The organism is Paracoccus sp. (in: a-proteobacteria) (assembly GCF_035556475.1).
GTDB lineage: Bacteria > Pseudomonadota > Alphaproteobacteria > Rhodobacterales > Rhodobacteraceae > Paracoccus.
Genome location: NZ_DATMFA010000110.1, coordinates 107,270 through 134,176 on the forward strand (window position 1 = coordinate 107,270; position 26,907 = coordinate 134,176).

Below are 26,907 nucleotides of genomic sequence, written 5' to 3' on the forward strand. Positions count from 1 at the left end.
ATATCGCCAGGTGTTTGCGCGGTTAGATAGTCCTGCAAAACGCCCATTTCAACCGGATTCGCGCGTTGAAACCGGGTGTTTCGCTGGTCCCTGGCGGGTCATTCGCCGCCGGGTTGAAGACGACTTTACCATAGTCGCGGCTCCATGCCATAGAGGGGAAAGGGATCATCCTGACGGAGTGCGCCATGCGGTTCCTTACCGGACCGGCAGAGACGACAAGAGGCGGGGCGGGCCGCGCTTCGGCCGCGGGCGCGGCATTCGACATGGTCCGGGCTTGATCCCATGACGCATATGCCGCTTGCCGATTTCCTGAGAAATTCGCCTGATCGCCTGCAGAAAGGCCCGATCGCCATTCTGCTGATCGAGGATGCGATCGCCGTCGGGCAAAGCCTCTCGCATCACCTGAAATGCGGCTTCCGGCTGATCCTCGCGCTGTCGCCGGATCCGCTGCCGGCCCATGTCATCCCCGAGGATCCCGAGGGCCGGATCGTCAACCTGCGCTTCGACGTGCGCTGCCCCGAGGCCCATGCAACCGCGGTCAATGCGGTTCTCGATGCCGCGCCGCCCGATGTCTGGATGTATTACGGCTTCAACGCCGAGTTCCTGTTCTATCCCTTCTCGGAAACCCGCACCGTGGGCGAGATGCTGGCCTTCCATACCGAGGAACGGCGGCGCGCGATGCTGAGCTATGTGATCGACCTCTATGCGCCCGACCTGAACCGCTTTCCCGACGCGGTCAGCATCAACGAGGCGATGTTCGACCGCACCGGATATTTCGCGCTGGGTCGCCGTGACCGCGACGGCAAGCATCTGGAACGGCAACTGGATTTCCACGGCGGGCTGCGCTGGCGGTTCGAGGAACATGTGCCCGCCGACAAGCGCCGGATCGACCGGATCTCGCTGTTTTGCAGCCAGCCCGGACTGCGCCTTCTGGCCGATCACCGCTTCAACATCGCCGAATACAACACCTATTCCTGCCCCTGGCATCACAACCTGACTGCCGCCGTCGCCTCGTTCCGGGTGGCGAAGGCCCTGGCGCGCAATCCCGGTTCGCGCAGCAGGATCGAAACCTTCGCCTGGCGCAACTCGCAGCCTTTCCGCTGGCAGTCGCAGCAGCTCATGGATTTCGGGCTGATGGAACCGGGACAGTGGTTCTAGGCCAATCCGCCGAAAGGATGGACGGCCCCGCGCCGAAAGCTCCGGCCCTTGCGCCTTTGTCGGCGTGAATGATAGACCCTGCCAAAGGTTTCGCGCCGGGTTCCCCGATGCGGCTGCCAAGTTTACGCCACGTCGGATCGAGGGAGACAGAACGCGCATGACGATGACCCGGACAAGCTTTGACAAGGAAGATCTGCTGGCCTGCGCCCGCGGAGAGCTGTTCGGCCCCGGCAATGCGCAATTGCCCGAGCCGCCGATGCTGATGATGGATCGCATCACCGACATCTCGGCCGACGCTGGCGCGCATGGCAAGGGTCATGTCGTGGCCGAGTTCGACATCACCCCCGACCTGTGGTTTTTCGCCTGCCATTTCCCCGGCAATCCGATCATGCCCGGCTGCCTTGGCCTTGACGGGCTGTGGCAGCTGACCGGCTTCAACCTCGGCTGGCGCGGCTGGCAGGGGCGTGGATATGCGCTTGGCGTCGGCGAGGTAAAACTGACCGGCATGGTCCGGCCCGACCGCAAGCTCTTGCGCTATCATGTCGACTTCACCAAGGCCGTGCAGACCCGCCGGCTGACGATGGGTGTGGCGGATGGTCGCGTCGAAGCGGATGGCGAGGTCATCTACCAGGTCAAGGACATGAAAGTCGCGCTATCGGAAAGCTGACTTCGAATTCAGGAGAACGCCCATGCGCCGCGTCGTCGTCACTGGTCTAGGCATCGTTTCCAGCATCGGAAACGACAGGAATGAAGTTCTCGCCGCGTTGAGGGCCGGAAAATCCGGCATCACCGCGAACGAGGACATGAAGGAATACGGCTTTCGCAGCCAGGTTGCGGGCGCGGTCAAGCTCGACATCAAGGAGCATGTCGACAAGCGCCTCTTGCGGTTCATGGGGCCGGGTGCGGCCTATGCCTATATCGCCATGCAACAGGCGATCGCCGATGCAGGGCTTGAGGAAACCGATATCGTCAACCCGCGCACCGGGCTGATCGCCGGTTCGGGCGGGCCTTCGACCTCATCCATGTTCGCGGCGCATCAGACGGTGCTGTCCTCGGGCTCGCCGAAGCGGATCGGCCCCTTCGCGGTCCCGAAATGCATGAGCTCGACGATCTCGGCGAATCTTTCGACCGCTTACCGCATCAAGGGCGTGAACTATTCGATCACCTCGGCCTGCTCGACCTCGCTGCATTGCATCGGCAATGCCGCCGAGCAGATCGCGATGGGCCGGCAGGACGTGATGTTCGCCGGCGGCGCCGAGGAACTGGACTGGACGCTTTCCTGCCTTTTCGACGCGATGGGCGCGATGTCCTCGAAGTTCAACGACACGCCGGAAAAGGCCTCGCGCGCCTTCGACGCGAACCGCGACGGCTTCGTGATCTCGGGCGGCGGCGGCATCATCGTGCTTGAGGAGCTGGAGCACGCCAAGGCACGCGGCGCGAAGATCTATGCCGAGGTGACGGGTTATGCAGCGACCTCGGACGGGCATGACATGGTCGCTCCCTCGGGCGAGGGCGGCGAACGCGCCATGCGCCTCGCGCTGGAAACCCTGCAGGAAGGCCGCAAGGTCGGCTATATCAACGCGCATGGCACCTCGACCCCGGTTGGCGACGTGGGCGAGGTCGAGGCGGTGCGCCGCGTCTTTGGCACGGGTTCGACGCCGCTGATCTCCTCGACCAAGTCGATGACCGGCCACAGCCAGGGCGCCACCGGCGCGCAGGAGGCGATCTATTGCCTGCTGATGCTGGAGAATGACTTCATCGCGCCCTCGATCAATGTCGAGAACCTCGATGATGCGATCCATGAGGGCGAAATTGCCACGCGTCTTGTCGAAAACGCGGGACTTGATACGGTGATGACCAATTCCTTCGGCTTCGGTGGCACGAACGGTTCGATGCTGCTGTCCAAGTATATCGGATAACCGACCATGACAGATTTGATGAAGGGGAAACGCGGCCTTGTGATGGGTGTCGCGAATGACCGCTCGATTGCCTGGGGCATCGCCAAGGCGCTGGCCGCTCAGGGGGCAGAGCTGGCTTTTTCCTATCAGGGCGAGGCTTTCGGCAAGCGGGTGGAGCCGCTGGCGCAATCCGTCGGCTCGGATTTCCTTGTCGATATGGATGTCACGGATGACGCATCGCTCGACGCGGGTTTCGGCCGCATCGCCGAGCGCTGGGGCAAGCTCGACTTCCTCGTCCATGCCATCGCCTTCTCGGACAAGAACGAACTGACCGGGCGCTTTGTTGACACCACGCGCGAGAACTTCAAGAACTCGCTGACCATCTCGTGCTATTCGCTGGTCGACGTGGCCCGCCGCGCCCGCCCGTTGATGAACGAGGGCGGCACGATCATCACGCTGACCTATGGCGGCTCGAACCGGGTGACGCCTTTCTACAACGTCATGGGCGTGGCCAAGGCGGCGCTGGAATCGGCGGTCAAGTATCTGGCCAATGACCTCGGCCCCGAGGGGATCCGCGTCAACGCGATCAGCCCCGGCCCGATGAAGACGCTGGCCGGCGCAGCCATCGGCGGCGCCCGCAAGACCTTCCGCCATACCGAGGCGAACGCGCCGCTGCGCGCCAATGCGACGCTCGAGGCGATCGGCGGCACGGCGGTCTGGCTCTGCTCGGACTGGGGCGCATGCACCACGGGCGAGGTCATCCTGGTCGATGGCGGCTATCACGTCCTGGGGATGCCACAGTCGGAAAACCTCTGATGGCCTCACGTCATTTCCGGGCGAGCGACGGCGCGAAGCTCGCCTATCGCGACGAGGGCGAGGGGATGCCCGTCCTTGCGCTGGCGGGACTGACGCGGACCGGCGGGGATTTCGACTATCTGGCCCCGCATCTTGGCGATGTGCGGCTGATCCGTCCCGACTATCGCGGGCGCGGCGCGTCTGAATGGACCGGCGGCCCCAGCTATACCGTCCAGCAGGAGGCGCGGGACGTGCTGGACCTGCTCGACCATCTGGAACTGGAGCAGGCGGCGATCATCGGCACCTCGCGAGGGGGGCTGATCGGCCTCCTGCTGGCCGCGACTTCGGCGAACCGCCTGCACGGCCTTTGCCTCAACGATATCGGCCCGGTCCTGCACCGACCGGGGTTGGAGCGGATCAAGGATTACGTCGGCCGCAACCCCGCCGCCCGGAGCCATGAGGAGCTGGCCGAAAAATTCCCGAAGCTGATGCCCGAATTCGCGAATGTGCCGGAGAGCCGCTGGCTCGAGGAAAGCCGCCGCCATTACGACGCAACGCCCGAAGGGCTCAGGATCACCTATGACCCGGCACTGCGCGACTCGTTCCTCGCGGCATTCGAGGGGCCGGGGGTGGACCTGTGGCCGCTTTTCGATGCGGCGCGGGATCTGCCGCTGGCGCTGATCCGCGGCGCGAATTCGGACCTCCTCGCCCCCGAAGTGGCCGAGGAGATGCGCCGCCGCCGCCCCGACATGATCTTTGCCGAAGTGCCGGACCGTGGGCACATCCCCTTTCTTGACGAGCCGGAGGCGCTTCGCGCCATCCGCGACTGGCTCGCCCTGATGCGCTAATTCGCGGTCGCGGCGCCGACGGTCGCGCCTGCAACCGCCCCTACCGGCCCGCCGACCACCGCGCCGCCGATGCCGCCCGTCGCCGCGCGTTCGGTCGGGTTGTCGCCGCATCCGGCTAGCGCCAGAAACATGCCTCCAAGCAGGGCTGCCGACAGAAGTTTCATCGCCTTCTCCTTTTCCTGTCTTGTGGCGACCCAAGGCCGCCTTCAGGAAGCAGACGCGAAAACCCGGCGCGCGGTTCCTTTTCTCACAGCCCTGTCAATGGTTGCGAGGTCACGACCTCCCACACGATTTCCTGCATCCGCCGCGCCAGTTCGGCGGATGGCGCGACGGCAGGGGAGCCGTCTGCCTTCAGCAATTCATGCGGTAGCCCGACCGGAGACTTGCCATAGATCACCGCGTAATGCGTCAGGGCGACCAGATAGATCCCGAGATCGTTCGGGTGGATCTGGTCCCGCTTGCCGTCCTCGGTCATCGCGAACAGATCCTCGCGTGACTTGAGTTCGGCGATACCACCGTTCGCCTCGGCCTCCGTTACCAGACGCGCCATCACCTGCCCCGCCGGGATCACCCAGACCGGACGCCCCGCCCCGCGCGCGGCGGGCCACAGAACCTGGCTCCACAACCCGTCCAGATCGCCCGGCAGGCGCTTCAGCCAATCCTCCTCGCCATCGAGGCTGTGCCATGTCTCGTAAAGGAAGATCTCGATATCCGGCCGTCCGGCCACCGCCTCCTCGGCCCATTTCCGGGCGAATGTGGCGCTGTCCTTGTAGAGGATCGCATCGCGAAGATTGACCATTTCGGTCATCACGAAGGCGGCGTACTCGCCGCTTTTCAACGCCTCATGCGCATCGCGGTATTTCGGCGTCGCGTTTTCCTTGTCGAAGCCGTTGATAGCCTGCCTGCCCTCGAAATGCTCGCGCAGGGCCGTGCCCCAGCCAAGCTGGAGGGCATAGTCATGGCCGGCAAGCTGGGCCAACATCGCCGGCATGTCGCACCCGACAAGGCTGTGGCCAAGGTGATAGACCGGGATCGGCCCCTTGGGCAGGACACGCTTTTGCGCGTAAAGCGGGCGCACATCCTCGCCCGTATCAAAGGCCGGTGCGGCCTGCGGCATCATCCGCCACGAACCATAGGTAAGAACGGCAAGCCCCGCCGCAACCAGCGCGACCCGCGGTATCCACCCCGCGCCCCGCCAGCGGAAGGCGAGGTAAAAGGACAGAAGCGCCGCCAGAAGGACGCAGATGAAAAGCAGGTAACGCACCGGGAATACTCGCTCAAAATGACCGTCGGGCGCGATGCTACACTGATCATGCGACGCCCCGGCATCAAAAAAGGCCGCCCCCGCAAGGGGACGGCCCGGATTTCGGCTGATCGCGCCGTCAGGCGGCGCGGCGCTTGCGGTTCCAGCGGATCGAGGACCAGAGCGAGATCCCGATCAGCGTCGCACCGCCAAGGCCGGTGATGACCTCGGGGATATGGACCAGCGGCTGCACGAACATGATCACCGAAAGCGCGATGATCGCATAGAAGGCGCCATGCTCGAGGAAGCGGTATTCGGCCAGCGTGCCGCGCTCGACCAGCATGATGGTCATCGAGCGGACATACATCGCGCCGATGCCAAGGCCGATCGCGATGACGAACAGGTTGTGGGTAAGGGCAAAGGCCCCGATCACGCCGTCGAAGCTGAACGAGGCGTCCAGAACCTCGAGATAGAGGAACGCGCCAAGGCCGCCCTTCGCGCCCGCCTTCAGCGCCTCCTGCGTGCTGTCCAGAAGGCCGCCGAGAACCTCGACCAGCAGGAAGGTCAGAAGGCCCCAGATCGCCGAGCGGAAGAAGACCTCCGATTCGGCCTCGCCGAGGAAGCGCGAGAAGATCAGCACGGTCACGAGCACGATCGCGACCTCGATGCCACGGATGGTGGCATAGCGCGTCATCTTGGATTCCAGCCAGCGGACCCAATGCACGTCCTTCTCGTGATCGAAGAAGAACGACAGGCCGACCATCATCAGGAAGGTGCCGCCGAATGCTGCGATCGGCAGGTGGGCGTCATGCATGATCGCCGAATACTGGTCGGGCTGGGTCGCGGCCAGCACCATCGCCTGCCAGGGGCCGATATTGGCAGCAACGACGACGATCAGCAGCGGGAAGACGATCCGCATGCCGAAGACGGCGATGATGATGCCCCAGGTCAGGAAGCGGCGCTGCCAAACCGGGGTCATGTCCTTGAGTTTGTTGGCGTTGACGATGGCGTTGTCAAAGCTGAGCGAGATTTCCAGCACCGCGAGGACGGCACAGATGAAGAAGACCGAGAGGGTGCCCCCTATGGTTCCGGTCGTCTGCCATCCCAGCGCCGCACCCAGAGCCAGGCCGATGGCCGTGACGATGAATGACCAGCGGAAATAGCTGAGGGTTGATACTTGGGCTCCATTCGCGGTTCCCCCCGCGTGAGGGTTGCTTTCGTGCTGCATGTGAAAAAAGGTCCAGGCGGCTGGTAAGAGATCGATGCCGACATCACGAACGTGCCGCCACGTTCGCCAGAGGGGCCCGGACACCAAACTGTATTCACGGTTTCGCGAATGACCGGAAAATGGATAATCCATGACCAAAACGCAAGCCTGTTCTGAGATTCTTGCGCAAACAGGCGCGAGGATGTCACGCCGCGGGCACGGAAAAGCGCAATCTCGCGCAAAATCCGCGCCCGTTCTGACCGTGGCCGAGGCTGAGTGTCGCGCCGAAAAGGCGGGCGATTTCCTCGACCACCGGCAGGCCGAGGCCTGTGCCCGGCCCCTGCGTCCTGCCGCGCGCGAAGCGGCTGATCGCGGCACCCCGCGCCTCTGCCGGGACGCCGGGGCCGTCATCCTCGACCTCGAGAATCGCGCCGCCCGCCTCGCGCCGGGCGCGGACGGTGACGACCGTGCCCCACCCGGTATGGAGCAGCGCGTTCGAGATCAGGTTCTGCAGGGCCTCGCCCAGCAGCAGCGGCTCGGCCCGGATGATCAGCGGACCGTCCTCGCCCTCATAGCCAAGGTCGATCCCGGCCTCGGCGGCGCGCGGCACCTGTTCGGCGGTCTGCGCGCGGGCGAAGGCGGCAAGGTCCAGCGTCTCATGCGCCTGCCCCGAGGCTGCGTCCACCCGTGCGAGCAGCAGAAGCTGGGCCAGGATACGCTCGGCATGGGCGACGGCGGCATCGCCCTTGGCGGCAGCCGCCTGCGCCTCGGCAAGGCTCGAGGCGCGGGCGGCCAGCGCAAGCTGGGTGCGGACCACTGCCAGAGGGGTGCGGAGCTGATGCGCGGCATTGCCGGTGAAGTTGCGCAGGCCGTCCAGCGCCGATTTCAGCCGCAGCATGAACAGGTTGATGGCGCCGACCAGATCGCGCACCTCGGAGGGCACCGGCGTCTCGACCGGGCCGAGGTCGTCGGGGCTGCGCTCGGCAATCGCCTCTCCCAGCCGGTGCAGGGGCCGCAGCGAGACGGTGACGGCGATCCCGACAATCAGGGCCGCGCCAAGGATCATCAGCGCCAGCCGCACCGCCGACCGCATCAGGATGGCCTGGGTCAGTTCCACCCGCGCCTTGGTCGTCTCGGCCACGGTGACGACGAAGGGAACCTCGTCGATCCCGGTCGAGGCGCCGCGCGCAAGGCTGGCGACGCGCACCGGCTCGCCCCGGAAGATGCCGTCGGAAAAGGCAGGCTCGCCGCCCTGAACCGCGCGGGAGACCGGCAAGTCCTCATATCCCGTGACGACATGGCCCGGCGGTCCGTCGACACGGTAGAACACCCGATCCTCGGCGGCGGAACTCAGCATTTCGAGCGCGCCATAGGGGATCTCGATGGCGATCTGGCCGTCCTCGCCCAGCGAGGCGCGCTCGGCGATGACCAGCGCCGAGCCGGCCAGCACCCGGTCGGCCAGCGCATTCGCCATGCGATGCGCCTCGCGCCATGTGTCGATCAGCGCGAGCATCCCGAAGGCGGCCGTCGCGACCAGCAGCCAGACCAGCAGCCGCCGCCGGATCGAGGAGGGCCGGCGCAGCCTCACGGCGTGGCCCGGTCCAGAAAATAACCGATGCCGCGCGCGGTGCGAACCGTCAGCCCCGCCGGTCCCAGCCGTTTGCGCAGCCGGCTGACATATTGCTCGATCGCATTGGCGGAAAGATCGTCCTCCAGCGAGGTCAGCGATTGCACGATCGCCTCGCGCGGGACGACCTTGCCGGCGCGGGTGATCAGCAGCTCCAGCAGCCCCCGCTCACGCGCGGGGAGGTCGAGGAGCTGGCCCTCCACCGAAAAGCTGCGGCTGCTCTGGTCGAAGGTCAGCCCGCCGAAGCTGACCGTCGCGGTCCGTAGCCCGGCCTGACGCCGCAGGAGCGAGCGGATCCGCGCCTCGAACTCGCCGATGTCGAAGGGCTTGATCAGATAATCGTCCGCCCCAAGGTCGAGGCCGCGCACCCGTTCCTCGGGCGCGCCGCGCGCGGTCAGGATCATCACCGCCGCCGGATTGCGCCGGGCGCGCATCGCGCGCAGCACCTCGAGCCCGTCCATCTGCGGCAGGTTCAGGTCGAGGATCACCAGATCGAAGCTTTCGGCCGCCGCCAAGGCCTCGGCCGAGGCGCCGTCATGGACCATGTCGACCGCATAGCCGGACTGGCGCAGCAGCACCGAAAGCCCCTCGGCCAGCGACAGGTTGTCCTCGACCAGCAAAATGCGCAACCGATCCTCCCGCGCCGTCAGCGGGCGCAGACTAGCGGGCGCGGGTAAACTTTGAAACCGCCGCGACGGGATTGCCGACAATTCCTCGCGCCGCTTGTGCAGGGGCATCGGCTTCGGGCAATCTGTCCCGACCATGCGCCTGCCCGCCCTCATGCCAGCATTCCTTCTTGCGCTTGTCCTGATCTCTGGTCCGGTCAGGGCGCAGATGACGCTGTTTCCGGCACCCTCGGGCGCGGGAAATGCTGAGGTCTCGGTCTATTCCTCGCTCGACAACGACCTTGCCGCGCCGCTGATCGCAGCGTTTCAGGACCGGAACCCCGACGTCGCGGTCCGCTACGAGAACCTGCTGACCGGAGAGCTGCATGACCGCATCGTGGCCGAGACGCTGGCCGGGACCGGCACGGCGGATTTCGCGTTCTCCTCGGCCATGGACCTGCAGATCAAGCTGGCCAATGACGGCTTTGCCCGCGCCGTGGTGACGCCCGATACCGCGCATTGGCCCGACTGGGCGAACTGGCGCGACACCGCCTATGCCCTGACCTTCGAGCCCGCGGTCTTTGCCTATCACAAGCCCAGCTTCGCCGGAGAGGAACCGCCCTCGACACGGGCCGACCTGATGCGCTGGATCGCCGAGCATCCCGATCAGGCGCAGGGCCGCATCGGCACCTATGACATCACACGCTCGGGCGTGGGCTACCTTTTCATGGCCCGGGATCAGGAGCTTTATCCCCGCATCTGGTCCGTGGTCGCGGCGATGGGACGCGCGGGGGTCCAGCAATTCCCGACCTCGGGCGCGCTCCTCGAGCGGATCGCGGACGGGCGGCTGGCGATCGGCTATAACATCCTCGGCTCCTATGCTGCGGATTGGGCGCGGCGCCATCCCGATGTCGGGCTGATCCTGCCCCGCGACTTCACCGTCGTCGTCTCGCGCGTGGCGCTGGTGCCCACGGCCGCGCGGCAGCCCGAGCTTGGCGGGCGGATGCTGGCGTTCCTGATGTCCTCCGAGGGGCAGATGCTGCTGTCCCGCACGCTCAGGCTCTCTGCCGTCAGCCTCGAGGTTGCGGGGCAGCAAAGCCCGGCGGGCGGGATGCAGGATCTGACCGGCCTCAGGCTGAAGCCGGTTCCGGTCAGCCCCGGCCTCCTCGCCTATCTGGACCGGGCGACGCGGGCGCGGCTGATCGCGCGCTGGAACGAGGCGATTGCCGGACGCTGAGCCGCGAAATTTTTCCGGTGATGTCAGGTTGATGACAGGTTACTGTGGTCGAAAGGTGGGCGGACCGGCCCCTGTGCCGGGACCGAGGAGGATGCCCGGCGCCTTGGGAGAGACGCGGGGATTCGGTTCAAGAAAAGACCTTGCGACCGCGCGGCCCTGACCGCTGCGGCGCCCTGCGGAGGAAAGTCATGAAGCACTTCGTTCTCGCCAGCCTGTTCGCCGGCTGCATCGCCATGCCGGCCATGGCCGATTACACCATCATCGCGCCCGCGAACCCCGGCGGCGGCTGGGACCAGACCGCGCGCACCATGCAGACGGTGCTGCAAGAGGAAGGCATCTCGAAATCGGTGCAGGTCCAGAACGTCCCCGGCGCCGGCGGCACCATCGGGCTTGCGCAATTCGCCAGCCAGAACAAGGGCAACCCCGACGCGCTGATCGTCGGCGGCTATGTCATGGTCGGCGCGATCCTGACCAACAACTCGCCCGTGTCGCTGAAGGACGTGACCCCGATCGCGCGCCTGACCGGCGAATATGAGGCGATCGTGGTTCCCGCGGCCTCGCCCATCACCGACATCGCCGGGCTGATCGAAGCGCTGAAGAAGGATCCGGGCGCCGTCAGCTGGGCCGGCGGCTCGGCAGGCGGCACCGACCATATCGCGGTCGGCCTGATCGCCAAGGCGGCGGGCGTCGACCCGACCAAGATCAACTACATCGCCTATTCCGGCGGTGGCGAGGCGCTGGCCGCGATCCTCGGCAATCAGGTCACGGCGGGCATCTCCTCGCTGGGCGAGTTCGACGCCCAGATCAAGGCGGGCACCCTTCGCCTGCTGGCCGTCTCCTCGCCCGAGCGGATCGAGGGCGCCGATGCGCCGACGCTGAAGGAAGCCGGCCTCGACGTCGAGCTGCAGAACTGGCGCATGGTCGCCGCGGGGCCGGGCCTCTCGGAAGAGCAGAAGGCCAAGGTCACGGCGGATATCGAGAAGATGGCGAAATCCGAGAGCTGGCAGAAGCAGCTTTCCGACAAGGGCTGGATCGACACCTATCTGGCGGGCCCCGAATTCGACGCCCAGCTTGACAAGGACGTGACCTCGACCGAGGCGATCCTCAAGGATATCGGTTTGGTGAAATGAGCACCAGCCAACCGCAAGGACAGCGCCGCCGTGATACGGCGGCGCTTGTCATCGCCCTCGGCCTTGCCGTCATCGCCGGGGTGATGCTGTGGGACAGCGCCCGCCTCGCCGATCTGGGCGGGTATTCCGGGGTCGGTCCCGCCAGCGTTCCCCGCGTCGTCGCCGTCTGCCTGCTGGGCCTGTCGGTCTGGACGGTCTTTGCCGCGCTCAAGGGCGATTTCCCCGAGCGTCCGGCGCAGAACGTGCCGCCGATCCTGTGGATCGTGGCCGGCCTTGCGGCGCAACTTCTGTTGCTGCATCCGGCCGGGTTCTCGATCGCGACCGGGGTTCTCTTTGCCTTCACCGCGCGGGCCTTTGGCAAGCGCAACCTTGCGATGACGATTCCGCTGGGCATCGTCACCGCCTTTGTCGTCTGGGTGGTTTTTGCCCAATTGCTGATGCTGCACCTGCCTGCGGGCCCGCTTGAGCATCTGTTCTTTCCGAGGGGCTGAGCCATGGGTGCATTCGATTTCCTGATGCAGGGCCTTGCCACCGCGGCCGAGCCGATGATGCTGCTTTATGCGCTGATCGGGGTGACGCTGGGCACGGCCGTCGGCGTCCTGCCCGGCATCGGCCCGGCGCTGACCGTGGCCCTGCTGCTGCCCGTGACCTACCGCCTCGACCCGGCGGGGTCGCTGATCATGTTCGCGGGCATTTATTACGGCGGCATGTATGGCGGTTCGACCACCTCGATCCTGCTGAACACGCCCGGCGAAAGCGCCTCGATCATCACCGCGCTCGAGGGGAACAAGATGGCCCGCAAGGGTCGCGGCGGCCCGGCACTGGCCACTGCCGCCATCGGTTCCTTCGTCGCGGGGCTGATCGCGACCTTGCTGCTGGCTTTCCTTGCCCCCTCGATCGTCAAGGTGGCGCTGGTCTTTGGCCCGCGCGAGTATTTCGCGCTGATGGTGCTGGCCTTCGTCACCGTCTCGGCGGCCTTCGGGGATTCGGCGCTGCGCGGGCTGACCTCGCTGTTTCTGGGTCTTGCGCTGGCCTGCGTCGGCATCGACCAGCTGTCCGGCCAGACGCGTCTGTCCTTCGGCGTGCCGGAACTCCTCGACGGGATCGAGGTCACGACCATGGCCGTCGCCATGTTCGCCATTGGCGAGGCGCTGTTCATCGCCGGTCAGCTGAACCAGCAGGATGACGAGGTCACAGCCGTCAAGGGCTCGGTCTGGATGAGCCGGAGTGACTGGGCGCGGTCGTGGAAGCCGTGGCTGCGCGGGACGCTCGTTGGCTTTCCCATCGGCGCCATGCCCGCAGGCGGGGCCGAGATCGGCACGTTCCTCAGCTACGCGGCCGAGAAGAAGCTGACCAAACATCCCGAGGAATTCGGCAATGGCGCCATCGAGGGCGTCGCGGGGCCCGAGGCCGCGAACAACGCCTCCGCCGCCGGCACGCTGGTGCCACTGCTGACACTGGGCCTGCCGACCTCGGCCACGGCGGCGATCATGCTGGCGGGCTTCCAGCAATTCGGCCTGCAACCGGGTCCGCTGCTGTTCGCCACCAACCCCACGCTGGTCTGGGGGCTGATCGCCTCGCTCCTGATCGCGAACGCGATGCTTCTGGTGCTGAACCTGCCCCTGATCGGCTTGTGGGTAAAGCTGCTGACGGTGCCGAAGCCGTGGCTTTACGCCGGCATCCTGCTTTTCGCGACGCTCGGCACCATCGGCGCCAACCCCTCCAGCTTCGAGCTGGGGATGCTGCTGGCCTTCGGCGTGCTTGGCTATGTGATGCGGCTTTTCGGCTATCCGATCGCGCCGATCGTCGTGGGCCTGATCCTCGGCCCGATGGCCGAGCAACAGCTGCGCCGCGCCCTCTCGATCAGCCAGGGCGACTGGACCACGCTGGTGCAGTCACCGATCGCCGCAACCCTGCTGGGCCTTGCCCTGCTGGCGCTGGTCGTGCCGCTGATCCTGCGCGCCCGCGGCAAGGGCCAGGTTCTGGCCCAGCTGGGCGCCGACGAGGACTGAACCCCTGCAATACCCCGGTCCGCCACGGCGGGCCGGGGCTTGCCATGCTCCTGCGTCATGGCGGCATTGACCTTATGCTGCGTTGCAGAAACTGCCCCCAACGCCCATCTGTCTGGTATCGAAACAACGAGATCAGACAGGAAAGCAAATGACCGTCCTCCACTCCATCCGTTCGGCCTTCAGCACGCTTCAAGCGGCGGTTCGCGTCGCTTCGGCGGTGGAGATGCGCCGCCTGCCCGCGACCCGCGACCTTGAGACGCTGGGCATCAGCCGTTCGGCCTTTCGGACCATCAACCTCTGATCGGCAGGGCGCAGCCGCGCCCCACTGCCCGACCAGCCGCAAGACGCGCCGCCCGTTCAGATCGAACCGGGCGGCTTTTTCATGCCCCGGCACGACTGAGACGGCGCTGCAACAGTCTGGGGCCAAGTATCGATCCTCAAAGCAGATTCGTTTCACGCGATCCCGACTTGATGAGAGCATTTCGACGCATTGCACCGCTTTTCAGGTGCCGCGCGGATCATCATTCGTGGAGTCGCATAAATGCAGAAGCAATTGGGTGCGGAAGCTCTCGGCACGTTCTGGCTGGTTTTCGGGGGCTGCGGCAGCGCCATCCTCGCGGCGGGCGTCCCCGATTTGGGCATCGGCTTCCTGGGCGTCGCGCTCGCCTTCGGTCTGACGGTCGTGACCATGGCCTATGCCGTGGGCGGGATCTCGGGCGCTCACTTCAATCCGGCGGTCACGGTCGGGCTTGCCGTCGCCGGCCGCTTTCCCTCGGGCCGCGTGCTGCCCTATATCGTCGCGCAGCTGACCGGCGCGATCCTTGCCGCCGCCGTCCTCTATGTGATCGCGACCGGCAAACCGGGGGCCGAGATCGGCAGCTTCGCCTCGAACGGCTATGGCACGGCCTCGCCGCAGGGATATTCGATGCTCTCGGCTCTGGTCATCGAGATCGTGCTAACCGCGTTCTTCCTGATCGTGATCCTCGGCGCCACGCATGGCCGCGCGCCCGTGGGCTTCGCGCCGCTGGCGATCGGCCTGACGCTGACGCTGATCCACCTGATTTCAATCCCGGTGACAAATACCTCGGTCAACCCGGCGCGCTCGACCAGTCAGGCGTTGTTTGCGGGCGGCACCGCGCTTTCGCAACTCTGGCTGTTCTGGGTCGCCCCGCTGATCGGCGCGGCCATTGGCGCGATCATCTGGAAGACCGTGGGCGAGACCGACTGACCCCGCCCGACCCGACCAGCCGCGTCACTCGACCGTGACGGATTTCGCAAGGTTGCGCGGCTGGTCCACATCGGTCCCCTTGGCGACCGCCGTGTGATAGGCCAGATATTGCATCGGCACGGCATAAAGGATCGCCTCGAAAAGCCCCCCGCCCGAGGGCATGGTCAGGCTGGCGCGCACGCCCTCGCCACCCTTCTCGACCCCCTCGGCATCCGAGATCAGCAGCACCTGACCATGGCGCGCCATGACCTCCTGCATGTTCGAGACGGTCTTTTCGAACAGCGCATCGCGCGGCGCGACCACGACCACCGGAACATTGTGGTCGATCAGCGCGATCGGCCCGTGCTTCAGCTCGCCCGAGGCATAGCCTTCGGCATGGATATAGCTCAGCTCCTTCAGCTTCAGCGCCCCTTCCAGCGCGACGGGGAACAGCGCCCCACGTCCCAGATACAACACGTCCTGCGCCTCGGAGAGCCAACTTGCCAGCCGCCGGCATTCGTCGCTGACCGCCAGCGCCTGATTGAGGAGGCCCGGCAGCGCCCGCAGCTCCGCCAGACGCTGGGCAAGCTGGGCCTCGGTCAGCCGCCCGCGATCCTGCGCCGCCTTCAGGGCCAGCACCGCCAGCACCGCAAGCTGGCAGGTAAACGCCTTGGAGGAAGCCACGCCCACCTCGATCCCCGCAAGCGTCGGCAGCGCGATATCGGCATCCCGGGCGATGGCCGAGGTGCCGACATTCACCAGCCCCACGGTCTTGGCGACCTTGCCGCGCGCGTAATGCAGCGCCGCAAGCGTGTCCGCGGTTTCGCCCGACTGGCTGATGAACATCGCCCAGCTATCCGGCGACAGCGGCGGCTCGCGATAGCGGAACTCGGACGCGACGTCGATATCGCAGGGCAGGCCTGCGATGCTTTCGAACCAATAGCGCGCGACGCAGCCCGCGTAATAGGCGGTGCCGCAGCCCACAAGCGTCAGCCGGTCCACATTCGAGAAGTCGATCGCATCCGGCATGACGATACGATCACCCTTGATGTAGTGGTTCAGAGCATCGCCCAAAACAACCGGTTGTTCCGCGATCTCCTTGGCCATGAAGTGGCGATAGCCGCCCTTGTCGATCTGGGTCGCGCCCACGTCGATCTGCTGGATATCGCGATGGGCGGGCTGGCCCTCCGCATTGAAGATCTCGGCGCCCCTGCGGGTCACGATCGCATGGTCGCCATCCTCGAGATAGGTGATCCGGTCGGTAAAGGGCGCAAGCGCGACCGCATCCGAGCCGATGAACATCTCGCCCTTGCCATGCCCGATGGCAAGCGGGCTGCCCTTGCGGGCGGCGATCATCAGATCGCCCTCGCCCTCGAACAGGAAGGCCAGCGCGAAGGCGCCATGCAGCCGCGCCAGCGTCGCCCGCGCCGCCTCGACCGGGCCCTTGCCCTGCGACATGTGCCATGCGGTCAGCAGCGCCACGGTTTCGGTGTCGGTATCCGACTCGGGCTGCATCCCCAGCGCGACGACCTCGTCCCGCAATTCGCGAAAATTCTCGATGATGCCGTTATGGACCACGGCCACCGGCCCGCGCCGATGCGGATGGGCATTGGCCTCGGTCGCGGCACCGTGGGTCGCCCAGCGGGTATGGCCGATCCCGGCATGGCCCGGCAGCGGATCATGCACCAGACGGTCGGAGAGGTTGACGAGCTTGCCGACTGCGCGGCGGCGGTCCAGCCTGCCCTCGGCATCGACGGTCGCGACGCCCGCGCTGTCATAACCGCGATATTCCAGACGCTTCAGCGCCTCGACCAGTTGGGGCGAGACCTCGTGGCTGCCCAGAATCCCGATGATGCCGCACATGATTATTGCCCCTTCTTCTGCCGCAGCGCCTGCATCAGCCTTGTGGCAAGGCCCGCCTTCGTCACCTGCCGCGACCGTCCGATGGCCAATGCGTCATCTGGCACATCCTCGGTGATGACCGAGCCCGAGCCGGTCATGGCCCGCGCCCCCACCCGGACCGGCGCGACCAGCATCGTGTCGGAACCGATGAAGGCATGCGCCCCGATCTCGGTCCGGTGCTTGCCGACGCCGTCATAATTGCAGGTGATGGTGCCCGCGCCGATATTCGTGGCCTCGCCGATATGGGCGTCGCCCAGATAGGTCAGGTGCCCGACCTTCACCCCCTCGTCGAGGACGGCGTTCTTGATCTCGACGAAGTTCCCGACATGGACGTCGCCCCCCAGTTCCGAGCCGGGGCGCAGGCGGGCGAAGGGACCGACCGTGGCGCCGGAGCTGACATGGCAACCTTCGAGATGGCAGAAGGGCAGGATCTCGGCCCCGCTCTCGATGGTGACGCCGGGACCGAAGACCACGTTCTGCCCGATGATCGCGTCGCGGCCGATGACGGTATCCAGCGCGAACCAGACGGTCGCGGGATCGGACAGCGTCACGCCATCCTCCAGCGCGCGGGCGCGGGCGCGGGACTGGAAGGCGGTCTCGGCGGCGGCAAGCTCCTCGCGCGTGTTGATGCCCAGCGTCTCGGCCTCGTCGCAGGTCACGACGTCGACGCGGCGGCCTTCGGCGCGGGCAAGGGCGGGAATGTCGGTCAGATAGTATTCACCCGCCGCGTTCTGGTTGCCGAGTTGCGGCAGCAGGCTGCGCAGCAGCGCGGCATCGGCGGCCAGCACCCCGGAATTGGCCAGACGGATCGCGCGGATCGCCTCATCGGCATCCTTGTATTCGACGATCTTCTCCAGCCCCTCCGGGCCGGTCACAAGCCGCCCGTAGCGGCCCGGATCGGCGGCCTCGAAACCAAGAACCACCACGTCCGAGGGATGGCTCGACAGGGCAAGCAGCGTGTCCTCGCCCAGAAATGGCGTGTCGCCGTAAAGCACGATCACCCGTCCCTCGAAGCCCTCCAGCAGCGGCATCGCCTGCTGGACGGCATGGCCGGTGCCAAGCTGTTCCTCCTGCAGGGCGATGCGCGCCTCGGGGTCAAGCTTCGCCACCGCCTTTTCGACAGCAGCCGCGCCATGTCCGGCGACGACCACGACATGCTGCGGATCAAGCGCACGACCCGCCGCCAGCGCATGTGCCACCAGCGGCACACCGCCCAGACGGTGCAGGACTTTCGGCAGGTCCGACTGCATGCGGCTGCCCTGGCCGGCCGCCAGAACGATAAGCGCGACGGGTTTGTCTGACATGACGGCCTCTTGCCTGTTTCTTATCTGATGCTGGCGTTCTACCTAGGGGGCGGCATGGGGGAAAGGCCCCGGCAGATCAAACATCTTGACGGAAGGTTACAGCATGGCAGGAACGGTGGTCTTCGATCTGGACGGCACATTGGCCGATACCTCGGGCGACCTGATCGCCGCCGCCAATGCCTGTTTTGAGGGTCGCGGGCTGGGATCCCTGCTGGATCCGGTGGCCGATGCGCTGATTGCCTTCCATGGCGGGCGGGCGATGCTGCGCGCCGGATATGCCCGTATGGGCAGCGACATCCTGTTGCCGCCGGGCGCCGAGGACGAGGACTACCCCCGCCTCCTCGACCACTATGCCGATGGCATCGCGCATCACACACGCCTTTATCCCGGCGCAGAGGCTGCACTTGATCGGCTGGCCGAGGCTGGCCACCGGCTGGCGGTCTGCACCAACAAGCCCGAGGGATTGGCCGAGATCTTGCTGAGAGAGCTTGGGATCCGCGACCGCTTCGCCGCGATGATCGGGGCCGACACCCTGCCCGTCCGCAAACCCGATCCCCGCCCCTACGCGGCGGCGGTCGAGGGCGCGGGGGGCGAGGTTGCGCGGTCCTTCCTGGTCGGTGACACCGAAACCGACCGCAAGACCGCCGCGGCCGCCGGGGTCCGGGTGGCGCTGGTCGCCTTCGGCCCCGAGGGAGAGGCGCTGTCCCGCCTTGCCCCCGAGGCGATGCTCGCGCATTTCGACGACCTGCCCGCTTTGGCAAAGGACTGGCTCGGCGCGTGAGGAAGGGCGCCCAAGGCCCCTTCCCCTGAAGGTCGCGACCTACTCGGCCTCGCTCGCCGGTTTGGCGTTGAGATGGCCGTAATTCTGCGCGCCGATCGATTCGTAGAGGTCGAGCTGGGTTTCGAGGAAATCGATATGCCCTTCCTCGTCCGCGATCAGATCCTCGAACAAATCCTTGCTGACATAGTCCTTGACGGATTCGCAGTGGTCCCGCGCCTCGACATAGAGGGTGCGGGCGTCATATTCCGCCGCGAGGTCGGCCTCCAGCGTCTCCTTGAGGTTCTGTCCGATACGCAGGGAATCGAGCTTTTGCAGATTGGGGTGGCCTTCGAGGAAGATGATGCGCTGAATCAGGCGATCCGCGTGATGCATTTCTTCGATTGATTCGGCGCGGGACTTGTCGGCGATCTTGCCGTAGCCCCAATCCTCTTGCAGGCGGTAATGCAGCCAATACTGGCTGACGGCGGTCAGTTCAGACCGAAGCGCCGCGTTGAGAAACTCGATGACCTTGGCGTCGCCCTTCATGGCTGGCTCCTTTGCGCGTGGCTCGTAGCCCCCGCAGGATCGGGGGCACAGCCAGATTATCGCAATGGCGCATCGTGTCTAGAAACAAGGGCATGCAACCGCCGCAATCGGCACGCTTGCCGAGCGCGTGGTAAATCTTGCCGGGGGTGATGATCGTCTCGGGGTCTGATGCCCGCATCCAGTCGACGGCGGCGCGGATGTCGTGATCAGAGATCTGGGTGCAGTGGCAAATGATCATCGGAACTCACTCTCGAACGCTGCCAAACCTGACTGATTCACTCGCGAAAGTAAAGCCCGAGTTTTTCACTTTGTGATTATCCGCCGCTTGACGCCTACCCGCCGCAGCGCGACAAGCCCAGCGCATGAAACTTGACGATTTCGACTTTCACCTGCCCGAAGGGCTGATCGCGACCCGCCCGGCGCGGCCGCGCAGTTCGGCCCGCCTGCTGGTGGCCGAGGGCGATGCCATGCGCGACCTGCATGTCCGCGACCTGACGGACCTGCTGGGGCCGGGCGACCTGCTGGTGCTGAACGACACCAAGGTCATTCCCGCGCGCCTCTCCGGCACCCGGACGCGGCAGACCCCGCAGGGCGAGGCGACGGCGCGGATCGAGGTCACGCTGCTGGAGCCGACCGCCGATGGCGGCTGGAAGGCACTGGCGAAACCCCTGCGCAAGCTGAAGCAGGGCGAGACGATCCGCTTTGGCGAGACGCTCTCGGCCGAGGTCGCCGAGATCGCCGAGGCGGAACTGGTCCTGCGCTTCGACGCGACGGGCGAGGCGTTCGACGCGGCGCTGGACAAGGTGGGGGCCATGCCGCTGCCGCCCTATATCGCCGCGCTTCGCGCCCCCGACGCGGCCGACCGCGAGGATTACCAGACCGTCTGGGCCAACCGCAGCGGCGCCGTCGCCGCGCCGACCGCCAGCCTGCATTTCGATCCGCCGCTCCTCGCCGCGCTGAAGGCCAAGGGCGTGCGCTTCGTCCATGTGACCCTGCATGTCGGCGCGGGCACCTTCCTGCCGGTCAAGGTCGATGACGTCACGACCCACAGGATGCATGGCGAATGGGGCGAGGTCACGGCCGAGGCCGCCGAGGCGATCAACGCCACCCGCGCCGCCGGAGGCCGGATCATCCCGGTCGGCACCACCGCGCTTCGCCTGATCGAATCAGCCGCGACCGAGGATGGCCTCGTCCATCCCTTCACCGGCGTGACCGAGATCTTCATCTATCCGGGCTATCGCTTCCGCGCCACGGATGCGCTGATGACGAACTTCCACCTGCCGAAGTCGACGCTGCTGATGCTGGTCAGCGCGCTGATGGGACAGGACCGCATCCGCGACGTCTATCGCCACGCGGTTGATTCAGGCTATCGCTTCTTCAGTTACGGTGACGCTTCCCTTCTGATTCCGTAGAGGCTTGCGAAGATGCTGACGGTCCTGCGCACGACTTGGCCCCTGCTTCTGGGCATCCTGCTTTTGATGGTCGGCAACGGCATGCAGGGCACCCTGCTGGGCATTCGCGGCGCGATCGAGGGCATATCGACCACCCAGATGTCGGTGGTCATGGCCTGCTATTTCGGCGGTTTCCTGATCGGGTCGCGCATGGTGCCCGACATGATCCAGAAGGTCGGGCATGTCCGCGTCTTCGCGGCGCTGGCCTCGATGATCTCCTCGGTGCTGATCCTCTATGCGGTCTATCCGCACTGGATCTTCTGGTCGCTGCTCAGGCTTGGCGTCGGCTTCTGCTTCTCGGGCGTCTATATCACCGCGGAAAGCTGGCTGAACGCCAGCGCCCGGAACGAGACGCGGGGTCAGGCGCTGTCGGCCTATATGATCGTGCAGATGCTGGGGATCATCACGGCGCAACTGCTGATGAACACCAGCGATCCGGGCGGCTACATGCTGTTCGTGATCCCCTCGGTGCTGGTCAGCCTGTCCTTCCTGCCGATCCTGCTGTCGCGCCAGCCCGCGCCGCAATTCTCGACGATCCAGCGGATGTCCTTCGCCCGCCTCTTCCAGGTCTCGCCGCTGGGCTGCATCGGCATCTTCCTGATGGGAGGCGTCTTTTCCGCGATCTTCGGCATGGCCTCGGTCTGGGGCTCGCTCAAGGGCCTCAACGTGACCGAAATCTCGGCCTTCGTCGCGGCAATCTATGTCGGCGGGCTGGTCCTGCAATATCCGGTCGGCTGGTTCTCGGACCACAGCGACCGGCGGATGATCGTGATGGGCCTGTCGCTGATCGGGCTGCTGGTCAGCTTCGTGACGCTCTACCTGCAACCGGGGATCTGGGGCCTCTTGCTGACCGCCGCGCTGATCGGCGGGGTCGCGAACCCGGTCTATTCGCTGCTCCTCGCCTATACCAACGACTTCCTTGATGCGAGCGACATGGCCGCCGCCTCGGCCGGGCTTTTGTTCATCAACGGCATTGGCGCAATGACCGGCCCCCTGATCACCGGCTGGCTGATGTCCACCCTGGGCCCCGAGGGGTTCTGGGTCTATATCGGCGTCCTTTTCGCGGCACTGACGATCTATGCCGGCTGGCGCCGCACCCGCCGCCCGACCCCCGCGCAGGACCAGAATTTCGCGGTCATCGCCCCCTCCGCCACCCCCCTCGCGGTCGAGGCGGCGCTGGAGAATGCCGGGTCCGACGACACGCCGAAACCCGCCGGCTGAAGCCGCGGGCTTGCAGCCCCGCCCGCGCTCTGCGACCATCGCCCGGTCAGGGAACGGAGGGCCACCATGACGTCAGGCATTGCCACCCCCGAGGAGATCAACCGCTTCTGGCTCGACGAGGTCGGCGAGAAGGGCTGGTATACGCGCTCGGATGCGCTCGACCAGCAGATCCGCGACCGCTACATGGCAAGCTGGACCGAGGCGGACAGCATCGCGCGCGACTGGGCGCGCACGCCAGCCGGCGCGCTTGCCGCGCTGATCCTGACCGATCAGTTCCCGCGCAACATGTTCCGCGAGGATCCCCGCGCCTTCGCCACGGACGACCTGGCGCGCAGCATCGCCGATCAGGCGATCGGGGCGGGCCATGACCTCAAGACCCCGGCGCCCGGCCGGCAGTTCTTCTACCTTCCCTTCGAGCATAGCGAGGACCTCGCCGACCAGGAGCGCGCGGTCGAGCTTTTCGCCGAATTCATGCCCGGCGAAAACCTGCGCCATGCCGAGCTTCACCGCGACACCATCGCCCGTTTCGGCCGCTTTCCCTGGCGAAACGCCGCCCTGGGACGCACACCGACCGAGGCTGAAAGGCGTGTGATGGAGGCGGGCGGATATGGCGCGCTGGTCTCCGGCAAGCTGCTCCTTGATGACCTCGAATAATTGGTTTAACGCTCAACTATATTTTTCCAGTGGGGGACTTCATGGCGCAATCCTTCGATATGGTGGTGATCGGCTCTGGTCCCGGCGGCTATGTCAGCGCGATTCGCGGCGCCCAGCTCGGCCTCAAGGTCGCCTGCATCGAGCGTGAGCATCTGGGCGGCATCTGCCTCAACTGGGGCTGCATCCCGACCAAGGCGCTGCTGCGCTCGGCCGAGGTCTTCCACCTGATGCACCGCGCCAAGGAATTCGGCCTCTCCGCCGACAAGATCGGCTATGACCTTCCGGCCGTGGTCCAGCGCTCGCGCGGGGTGGCCAAGCAGCTCGCGAGCGGCGTCGGCCATCTGCTGAAAAAGAACAAGGTCACGGTGATCATGGGCGAGGCGACGCTGACCGCCCCCGGCAAGATCAGCGTCAAGACCGACAAGGGGACCGAGGAAGTCACCGGCAAGGCCATCGTCCTCGCCACCGGCGCCCGCGCGCGCGAGCTTCCGGGGCTGGAACCCGATGGCGATCTGGTCTGGAACTACAAGCACGCGCTGAACCCGCCGCGGATGCCGGGCAAGCTCCTCGTCATCGGATCGGGCGCCATCGGCATCGAATTTGCCAGCTTCTTCAACACGCTCGGCGCCGATACCACGGTCGTTGAGGTGATGGACCGCGTCCTCCCGGTCGAGGATGCCGAGATCTCCGCGCTGGCAAAGAAGCAATTCGTCAAACAGGGCATGAAGATCATGGAAAAGGCGACGGTCAAGAAGCTCGACCGCGCCAAGGGTAAGGTCACCGCCCATATCGAGGCCGGCGGCAAGACCGAGACGCATGAGTTCGACACCGTCATCTCGGCCGTCGGCATCGTCGGGAACGTGGAAAACCTCGGGCTCGAGAAGCTGGGCGTCAAGATCGACCGCACCCATGTCGTGACCGACGAGTATTGCCGCACCGGCGTCGATGGCCTCTACGCCATCGGCGATGTCGCGGGCGCCCCCTGGCTCGCCCACAAGGCCAGCCATGAAGGCGTCATGGTCGCCGAGCTGATCGCGGGCCAGCACCCCCACCCGATCAAGCCGAACTCGATCCCCGGCTGCACCTATTGCAACCCGCAGGTCGCCTCCGTCGGCCTGACCGAGGAAAAGGCCAAGGCCGAGGGTTATGATATCAGGGTCGGCCGCTTCCCCTTCGTCGGCAATGGCAAGGCCATCGCGCTCGGCGAACCCGAGGGGCTGGTGAAAACCATCTTCGACGCCAAGACGGGCGAACTCCTCGGTGCCCATATGGTCGGCGCGGAAGTGACCGAACTGATCCAGGGCTATGTCATTGGCCGCACGCTCGAAACGACCGAGGTGGAACTGATCGAGACCGTCTTCCCGCACCCGACGCTCAGCGAAATGATGCACGAATCCGTCCTTTCCGCCTACGGACGCACCATCCATTTCTGACGCGAAAGGGGGCCGCATCGGCCCCCTTTTTCATCGTTTCCGAAATACCCCACGGGGGTCCGGGGGTGTGAAACCCCCGGCAGCGCGCTCAGGCCGGAACCGGCATCCGCGCCTCGATCATGCCGGCATACCAGCTCGCCCCGGCCGGGATCGCGTCATCGTCGAAATCATAGGCCCCGTGATGCAGCATCGCGGTATCGCCATTGCCAAGGAAGATATAGGCACCGGGACGCTCGTTCAGCATATAGCTGAAATCCTCTCCCGCCATCAGCGGCACCATGTCCATGTCGACCTCGCCCGCGACCTGCCGCGCCACCTCGGCGGCATGGCCGGTTGCCTCGGGATGGTTCATCGTGACCGGATAGCCCCGCTGGTAGTCGACCTCCGCCTTCGCGCCGAAGGCGGCGGCGATATTGGTGGCGACGCGGGTGATCCCCTCTTCCAGCTGATCCCGCACCCCGGCGTCGAGGCTGCGCGCCGTGCCCTTCAGCACCACGACCTGGGGGATCACGTTATGCGCGGTCGAATCCGTCTCGACCACGCAGACCGAGACCACCCCGTTCTTCAGGGGATCGACATTGCGCGAGACGATGGATTGCAGCGCGACGATGATCTGGGCCGAAACCAGCGTCGTATCGATCGTCTCATGCGGCTTCGCGGCATGGCCGCCCTTGCCGGTCACGACGATGTCGAACTGGTCCGCCGCCGCCATCATCGCGCCCTCGCGGATGGCGAAGCTGCCGGTGGGCAGGCCGGGCATATTGTGCATCCCGAAGAATTCCTGAATGCCCCAGCGGTCGACCAGCCCGTCCTCGACCATGGCGAGACCGCCACCGCCACCCTCCTCGGCGGGCTGGAAAATCACCACGGCGGTGCCGTCGAAATTCCGCGTCTCGGCCAGGTATTTGGCCGCGCCAAGCAACATTGCGGTATGTCCGTCATGGCCGCAGGCATGCATGATCCCCGGCGTCGCCGAGGCATATTCCGCCCCGGTGATCTCGCGGATCGGCAGGGCGTCCATATCGGCGCGCAGGCCAATCACCCGGCCCCGGCTGTCGCTTTTCCCGCGGATCACGCCGACAACCCCGGTCCGGCCGATCCCCTCGACGACTTCATCGACGCCGAAGCCGCGCAGCAATTCGGCGACCTTGCCCGCGGTGCGATGCACCTCGTAGAGCAGTTCCGGGTGCTGGTGGAAATCCCGCCGCCAGGCGGTGATTTCGGGCAGAAGTTCGGCGAAGCGGTTCTTGACGGGCATGTGACATCTCCTTCGCCCGAAGATTGGCGGTTTTGGGATGCCGCCGCAAGCCTTGGCCCCCGTTCAGATCGACGGGCCGAGTTCGATCCTCGATCCGTCCGAAAAACGGGCAAACCGGAATCGGGAAAGGTCATGTCCGGGCGCGCGGCCAAGCATCAGATCGGCCATGACCCTTCCGATCCCCGGCCCGATCCCGAAGCCATGTCCCGAAAGACCCGTGGCGACGAAAAGCCCCGGCACCGGGCTTTCGTCTAGAATCGGCACCTGATCGGGCGTCACGTCGATCATGCCGGCCCAGGCGCGCCGGATCGCGGGGCGGCCAAGCTGGGGGAAGGCCTTGGCAAAATCCCCGCGCAGCCTTTCGATACGGGCCAGATTCGGTGGCGGATCCAGAACGCGCAGCCGCTCGAAGGGCGATTGGGCATCAAGGCTCCAGCGGCGCTGCGTGCCCCAGCCATCGGGATAGCCGCGCGGCGCGGCCGGGCTCAGCCGGGTATGGCGCAGGTCGCGCCGGACCTGCGGCAGGAAATCCTTCAGATATCGAAACGCGGCCTGCCCGATCCAGAAATCATGCCCGATCCCCGGCGCCAACGTATAGCCGCCGTCCAGACGGCGGCGCAGCGCAAAACCGGAATCCGCCGCGTTGCCTGCGTGGAAATTGGGCATCGCCTCGGTCGCCACCACCGTCGCGCGAACCGAAAGCTGCGGGAAACCGATCCCGGCATTCCCGGCGAAAAGCGTGGACCATGCCCCGCCCGCCAGCAGGACCAGCGGCGCCGAAACCCTGCCCTTCTCGGTGACCACGCCCGAAACACGCCCGCCCGTCACCTCGACCCCGCGCACGGCGCAATCCTCGCAGATGGTAACGCCCGCCTCGACCGCGAGTTCGGCGATGGCGGGAACGGCCGTCCACGGCTCGGCCCGCGCGTCGTTCGAGGTCCGCAGCGCCCCGATCCAGCCCGCCGAACTGGGCAGCATCGCATCCAGCTCGGCCCGGCTCATCAGATGCGTGTCGAGCCCATGCGCCGCCCCATGCGGCTGCCATGAGGTGAAATTCCGCAGATCCGCCTCGGTCCGGGCAAGGTAGGTCGTGCCGGTCTGGCGCAGGCCCACCCGATCGCCCAGCCGTTGATGCAACCCCTGCCAAAGCCGCAGCGCCTCGACCATGATCGGCAATTCGTCGGGGTCGCGGCCCTGCTGGCGCACCCAACCCCAGTTGCGCGAGCTTTGCTCGCCCGCGATCCGCCCCTTTTCGCACAGGGTAACGCGCTGGCCAGCTTCGGCGAGGTAAAGCGCCGTCATCACCCCGGCGATGCCCCCACCAATGACGACCACATCCGCCTGAGCCGGCGGGGTCGAGGGGAAACGCGCGGGATCGGAGATCGAGATCGGGCCACCAGTCTGCATGATG

Annotated in this window: 27 protein-coding genes; 16 read left to right on the plus strand and 11 right to left on the minus strand. The window is 66.1% G+C overall.

Annotated features, from left to right (window positions below; all coding sequences use genetic code 11):
• Positions 1 to 282: 282 nt before the first annotated feature.
• From VNQ78_RS15880 to VNQ78_RS15900, 5 genes are all read left to right on the plus strand, one after another.
• The gene (locus VNQ78_RS15880; RefSeq protein ID WP_325691499.1) at positions 283 to 1,158 is read left to right on the plus strand and encodes a glycosyltransferase family 2 protein; all 876 of its coding nucleotides are present in this window, start codon (positions 283 to 285) and stop codon (positions 1,156 to 1,158) included.
• A 157-nt stretch (positions 1,159 to 1,315) separates the two neighbouring features.
• On the plus strand, positions 1,316 to 1,825 hold the full coding sequence (gene fabA / locus VNQ78_RS15885; RefSeq protein WP_325691501.1) for a bifunctional 3-hydroxydecanoyl-ACP dehydratase/trans-2-decenoyl-ACP isomerase: 510 nt from the start codon (positions 1,316 to 1,318) through the stop codon (positions 1,823 to 1,825).
• Between the two features lie 22 nt (positions 1,826 to 1,847).
• On the plus strand, positions 1,848 to 3,077 hold the full coding sequence (gene fabB / locus VNQ78_RS15890; RefSeq protein WP_325691503.1) for a beta-ketoacyl-ACP synthase I: 1,230 nt from the start codon (positions 1,848 to 1,850) through the stop codon (positions 3,075 to 3,077).
• A gap of 6 nt (positions 3,078 to 3,083) precedes the next feature.
• Positions 3,084 to 3,872 carry an enoyl-ACP reductase gene (locus VNQ78_RS15895; protein WP_325691505.1) on the plus strand — a complete coding sequence of 263 codons (789 nt, stop codon included), beginning with the start codon at positions 3,084 to 3,086 and terminating at the stop codon, positions 3,870 to 3,872.
• Positions 3,872 to 4,699: an alpha/beta hydrolase gene (locus tag VNQ78_RS15900; protein WP_325691508.1), complete on the plus strand. Its 828-nt coding sequence runs from the start codon at positions 3,872 to 3,874 to the stop codon at positions 4,697 to 4,699. Before VNQ78_RS15895 ends, VNQ78_RS15900 begins: the two co-directional genes overlap by 1 nt.
• Here VNQ78_RS15900 and VNQ78_RS15905 read toward each other — a convergent pair.
• From VNQ78_RS15905 to VNQ78_RS15925, 5 genes are all read right to left on the minus strand, one after another.
• The gene (locus VNQ78_RS15905) at positions 4,696 to 4,863 is read right to left on the minus strand and encodes a hypothetical protein (RefSeq protein ID WP_325691510.1); all 168 of its coding nucleotides are present in this window, start codon (positions 4,861 to 4,863) and stop codon (positions 4,696 to 4,698) included. The genes VNQ78_RS15900 and VNQ78_RS15905 overlap by 4 nt on opposite strands.
• Positions 4,864 to 4,946: 83 nt before the next feature.
• Complete coding sequence (locus VNQ78_RS15910; protein WP_325691512.1) at positions 4,947 to 5,963, minus strand: hypothetical protein; 1,017 nt, start codon at positions 5,961 to 5,963, stop codon at positions 4,947 to 4,949.
• A 118-nt stretch (positions 5,964 to 6,081) separates the two neighbouring features.
• Complete coding sequence (locus VNQ78_RS15915; protein WP_325691514.1) at positions 6,082 to 7,170, minus strand: DUF475 domain-containing protein; 1,089 nt, start codon at positions 7,168 to 7,170, stop codon at positions 6,082 to 6,084.
• A gap of 184 nt (positions 7,171 to 7,354) precedes the next feature.
• Positions 7,355 to 8,737, minus strand: a complete 1,383-nt coding sequence (locus tag VNQ78_RS15920; RefSeq protein WP_325691516.1) for a sensor histidine kinase — start codon at positions 8,735 to 8,737, stop codon at positions 7,355 to 7,357.
• A complete protein-coding gene (locus VNQ78_RS15925; RefSeq protein WP_325691518.1) occupies positions 8,734 to 9,558 on the minus strand; it encodes a response regulator transcription factor in 825 nt (274 codons plus the stop codon). Before VNQ78_RS15925 ends, VNQ78_RS15920 begins: the two co-directional genes overlap by 4 nt.
• Between VNQ78_RS15925 and VNQ78_RS15930 the strand changes: the two genes are divergently transcribed.
• From VNQ78_RS15930 to aqpZ, 6 genes are all read left to right on the plus strand, one after another.
• Complete coding sequence (locus VNQ78_RS15930) at positions 9,557 to 10,618, plus strand: ABC transporter substrate-binding protein (RefSeq protein ID WP_325691520.1); 1,062 nt, start codon at positions 9,557 to 9,559, stop codon at positions 10,616 to 10,618. The genes VNQ78_RS15925 and VNQ78_RS15930 overlap by 2 nt on opposite strands.
• A 188-nt stretch (positions 10,619 to 10,806) precedes the next feature.
• A complete protein-coding gene (locus VNQ78_RS15935) occupies positions 10,807 to 11,748 on the plus strand; it encodes a tripartite tricarboxylate transporter substrate binding protein (RefSeq protein ID WP_325691522.1) in 942 nt (313 codons plus the stop codon).
• A complete protein-coding gene (locus VNQ78_RS15940) occupies positions 11,745 to 12,239 on the plus strand; it encodes a tripartite tricarboxylate transporter TctB family protein (protein ID WP_325691525.1) in 495 nt (164 codons plus the stop codon). Before VNQ78_RS15935 ends, VNQ78_RS15940 begins: the two co-directional genes overlap by 4 nt.
• Positions 12,240 to 12,242: 3 nt before the next feature.
• Positions 12,243 to 13,760, plus strand: a complete 1,518-nt coding sequence (locus VNQ78_RS15945; protein ID WP_325691527.1) for a tripartite tricarboxylate transporter permease — start codon at positions 12,243 to 12,245, stop codon at positions 13,758 to 13,760.
• Positions 13,761 to 13,908: 148 nt separating this feature from the next.
• Positions 13,909 to 14,061 carry a hypothetical protein gene (locus tag VNQ78_RS15950; RefSeq protein WP_325691529.1) on the plus strand — a complete coding sequence of 51 codons (153 nt, stop codon included), beginning with the start codon at positions 13,909 to 13,911 and terminating at the stop codon, positions 14,059 to 14,061.
• A 240-nt stretch (positions 14,062 to 14,301) separates the two neighbouring features.
• Complete coding sequence (aqpZ, locus tag VNQ78_RS15955; RefSeq protein ID WP_325691531.1) at positions 14,302 to 14,988, plus strand: aquaporin Z; 687 nt, start codon at positions 14,302 to 14,304, stop codon at positions 14,986 to 14,988.
• A 24-nt stretch (positions 14,989 to 15,012) separates the two neighbouring features.
• Here aqpZ and glmS read toward each other — a convergent pair whose 3' ends face one another.
• Together glmS and glmU are read right to left on the minus strand one after the other, a co-directional pair.
• Positions 15,013 to 16,830 carry a glutamine--fructose-6-phosphate transaminase (isomerizing) gene (gene glmS / locus VNQ78_RS15960; protein ID WP_325691534.1) on the minus strand — a complete coding sequence of 606 codons (1,818 nt, stop codon included), beginning with the start codon at positions 16,828 to 16,830 and terminating at the stop codon, positions 15,013 to 15,015.
• A 2-nt stretch (positions 16,831 to 16,832) separates the two neighbouring features.
• The gene (glmU, locus tag VNQ78_RS15965; RefSeq protein WP_325691536.1) at positions 16,833 to 18,173 is read right to left on the minus strand and encodes a bifunctional UDP-N-acetylglucosamine diphosphorylase/glucosamine-1-phosphate N-acetyltransferase GlmU; all 1,341 of its coding nucleotides are present in this window, start codon (positions 18,171 to 18,173) and stop codon (positions 16,833 to 16,835) included.
• Between the two features lie 103 nt (positions 18,174 to 18,276).
• Between glmU and VNQ78_RS15970 the strand changes: the two genes are divergently transcribed.
• Positions 18,277 to 18,954 carry an HAD-IA family hydrolase gene (locus VNQ78_RS15970; RefSeq protein ID WP_325691538.1) on the plus strand — a complete coding sequence of 226 codons (678 nt, stop codon included), beginning with the start codon at positions 18,277 to 18,279 and terminating at the stop codon, positions 18,952 to 18,954.
• Between the two features lie 39 nt (positions 18,955 to 18,993).
• Here VNQ78_RS15970 and bfr read toward each other — a convergent pair whose 3' ends face one another.
• Both bfr and VNQ78_RS15980 read right to left on the minus strand, forming a co-directional pair.
• On the minus strand, positions 18,994 to 19,479 hold the full coding sequence (bfr, locus tag VNQ78_RS15975) for a bacterioferritin (RefSeq protein WP_325691540.1): 486 nt from the start codon (positions 19,477 to 19,479) through the stop codon (positions 18,994 to 18,996).
• A complete protein-coding gene (locus tag VNQ78_RS15980; RefSeq protein WP_325691542.1) occupies positions 19,427 to 19,717 on the minus strand; it encodes a (2Fe-2S)-binding protein in 291 nt (96 codons plus the stop codon). Before VNQ78_RS15980 ends, bfr begins: the two co-directional genes overlap by 53 nt.
• Positions 19,718 to 19,841: 124 nt before the next feature.
• Here VNQ78_RS15980 and queA point away from each other — a divergent pair, with 124 nt between their 5' ends.
• The 4 genes from queA (at position 19,842) to lpdA (ending at position 24,238) form a co-directional block, all read left to right on the plus strand.
• Complete coding sequence (queA, locus tag VNQ78_RS15985) at positions 19,842 to 20,891, plus strand: tRNA preQ1(34) S-adenosylmethionine ribosyltransferase-isomerase QueA (RefSeq protein ID WP_325691545.1); 1,050 nt, start codon at positions 19,842 to 19,844, stop codon at positions 20,889 to 20,891.
• A gap of 12 nt (positions 20,892 to 20,903) precedes the next feature.
• Positions 20,904 to 22,151, plus strand: coding sequence for an MFS transporter (locus VNQ78_RS15990; RefSeq protein WP_325691548.1), 1,248 nt, complete (start codon positions 20,904 to 20,906; stop codon positions 22,149 to 22,151).
• A 66-nt stretch (positions 22,152 to 22,217) separates the two neighbouring features.
• Positions 22,218 to 22,805 (plus strand): DUF924 family protein, encoded by a 588-nt coding sequence (locus VNQ78_RS15995; RefSeq protein ID WP_325691550.1) that lies wholly within the window; start codon positions 22,218 to 22,220, stop codon positions 22,803 to 22,805.
• A gap of 41 nt (positions 22,806 to 22,846) precedes the next feature.
• The gene (gene lpdA, locus VNQ78_RS16000; RefSeq protein WP_325691552.1) at positions 22,847 to 24,238 is read left to right on the plus strand and encodes a dihydrolipoyl dehydrogenase; all 1,392 of its coding nucleotides are present in this window, start codon (positions 22,847 to 22,849) and stop codon (positions 24,236 to 24,238) included.
• Positions 24,239 to 24,326: 88 nt separating this feature from the next.
• On the opposite strand, the gene VNQ78_RS16005 is transcribed toward lpdA, so the two are convergent.
• Positions 24,327 to 25,496: a M20 aminoacylase family protein gene (locus VNQ78_RS16005; protein WP_325691554.1), complete on the minus strand. Its 1,170-nt coding sequence runs from the start codon at positions 25,494 to 25,496 to the stop codon at positions 24,327 to 24,329.
• Positions 25,497 to 25,559: 63 nt separating this feature from the next.
• Complete coding sequence (locus tag VNQ78_RS16010; RefSeq protein ID WP_325691556.1) at positions 25,560 to 26,903, minus strand: FAD-binding oxidoreductase; 1,344 nt, start codon at positions 26,901 to 26,903, stop codon at positions 25,560 to 25,562.
• Positions 26,904 to 26,907 lie beyond the last annotated feature (4 nt).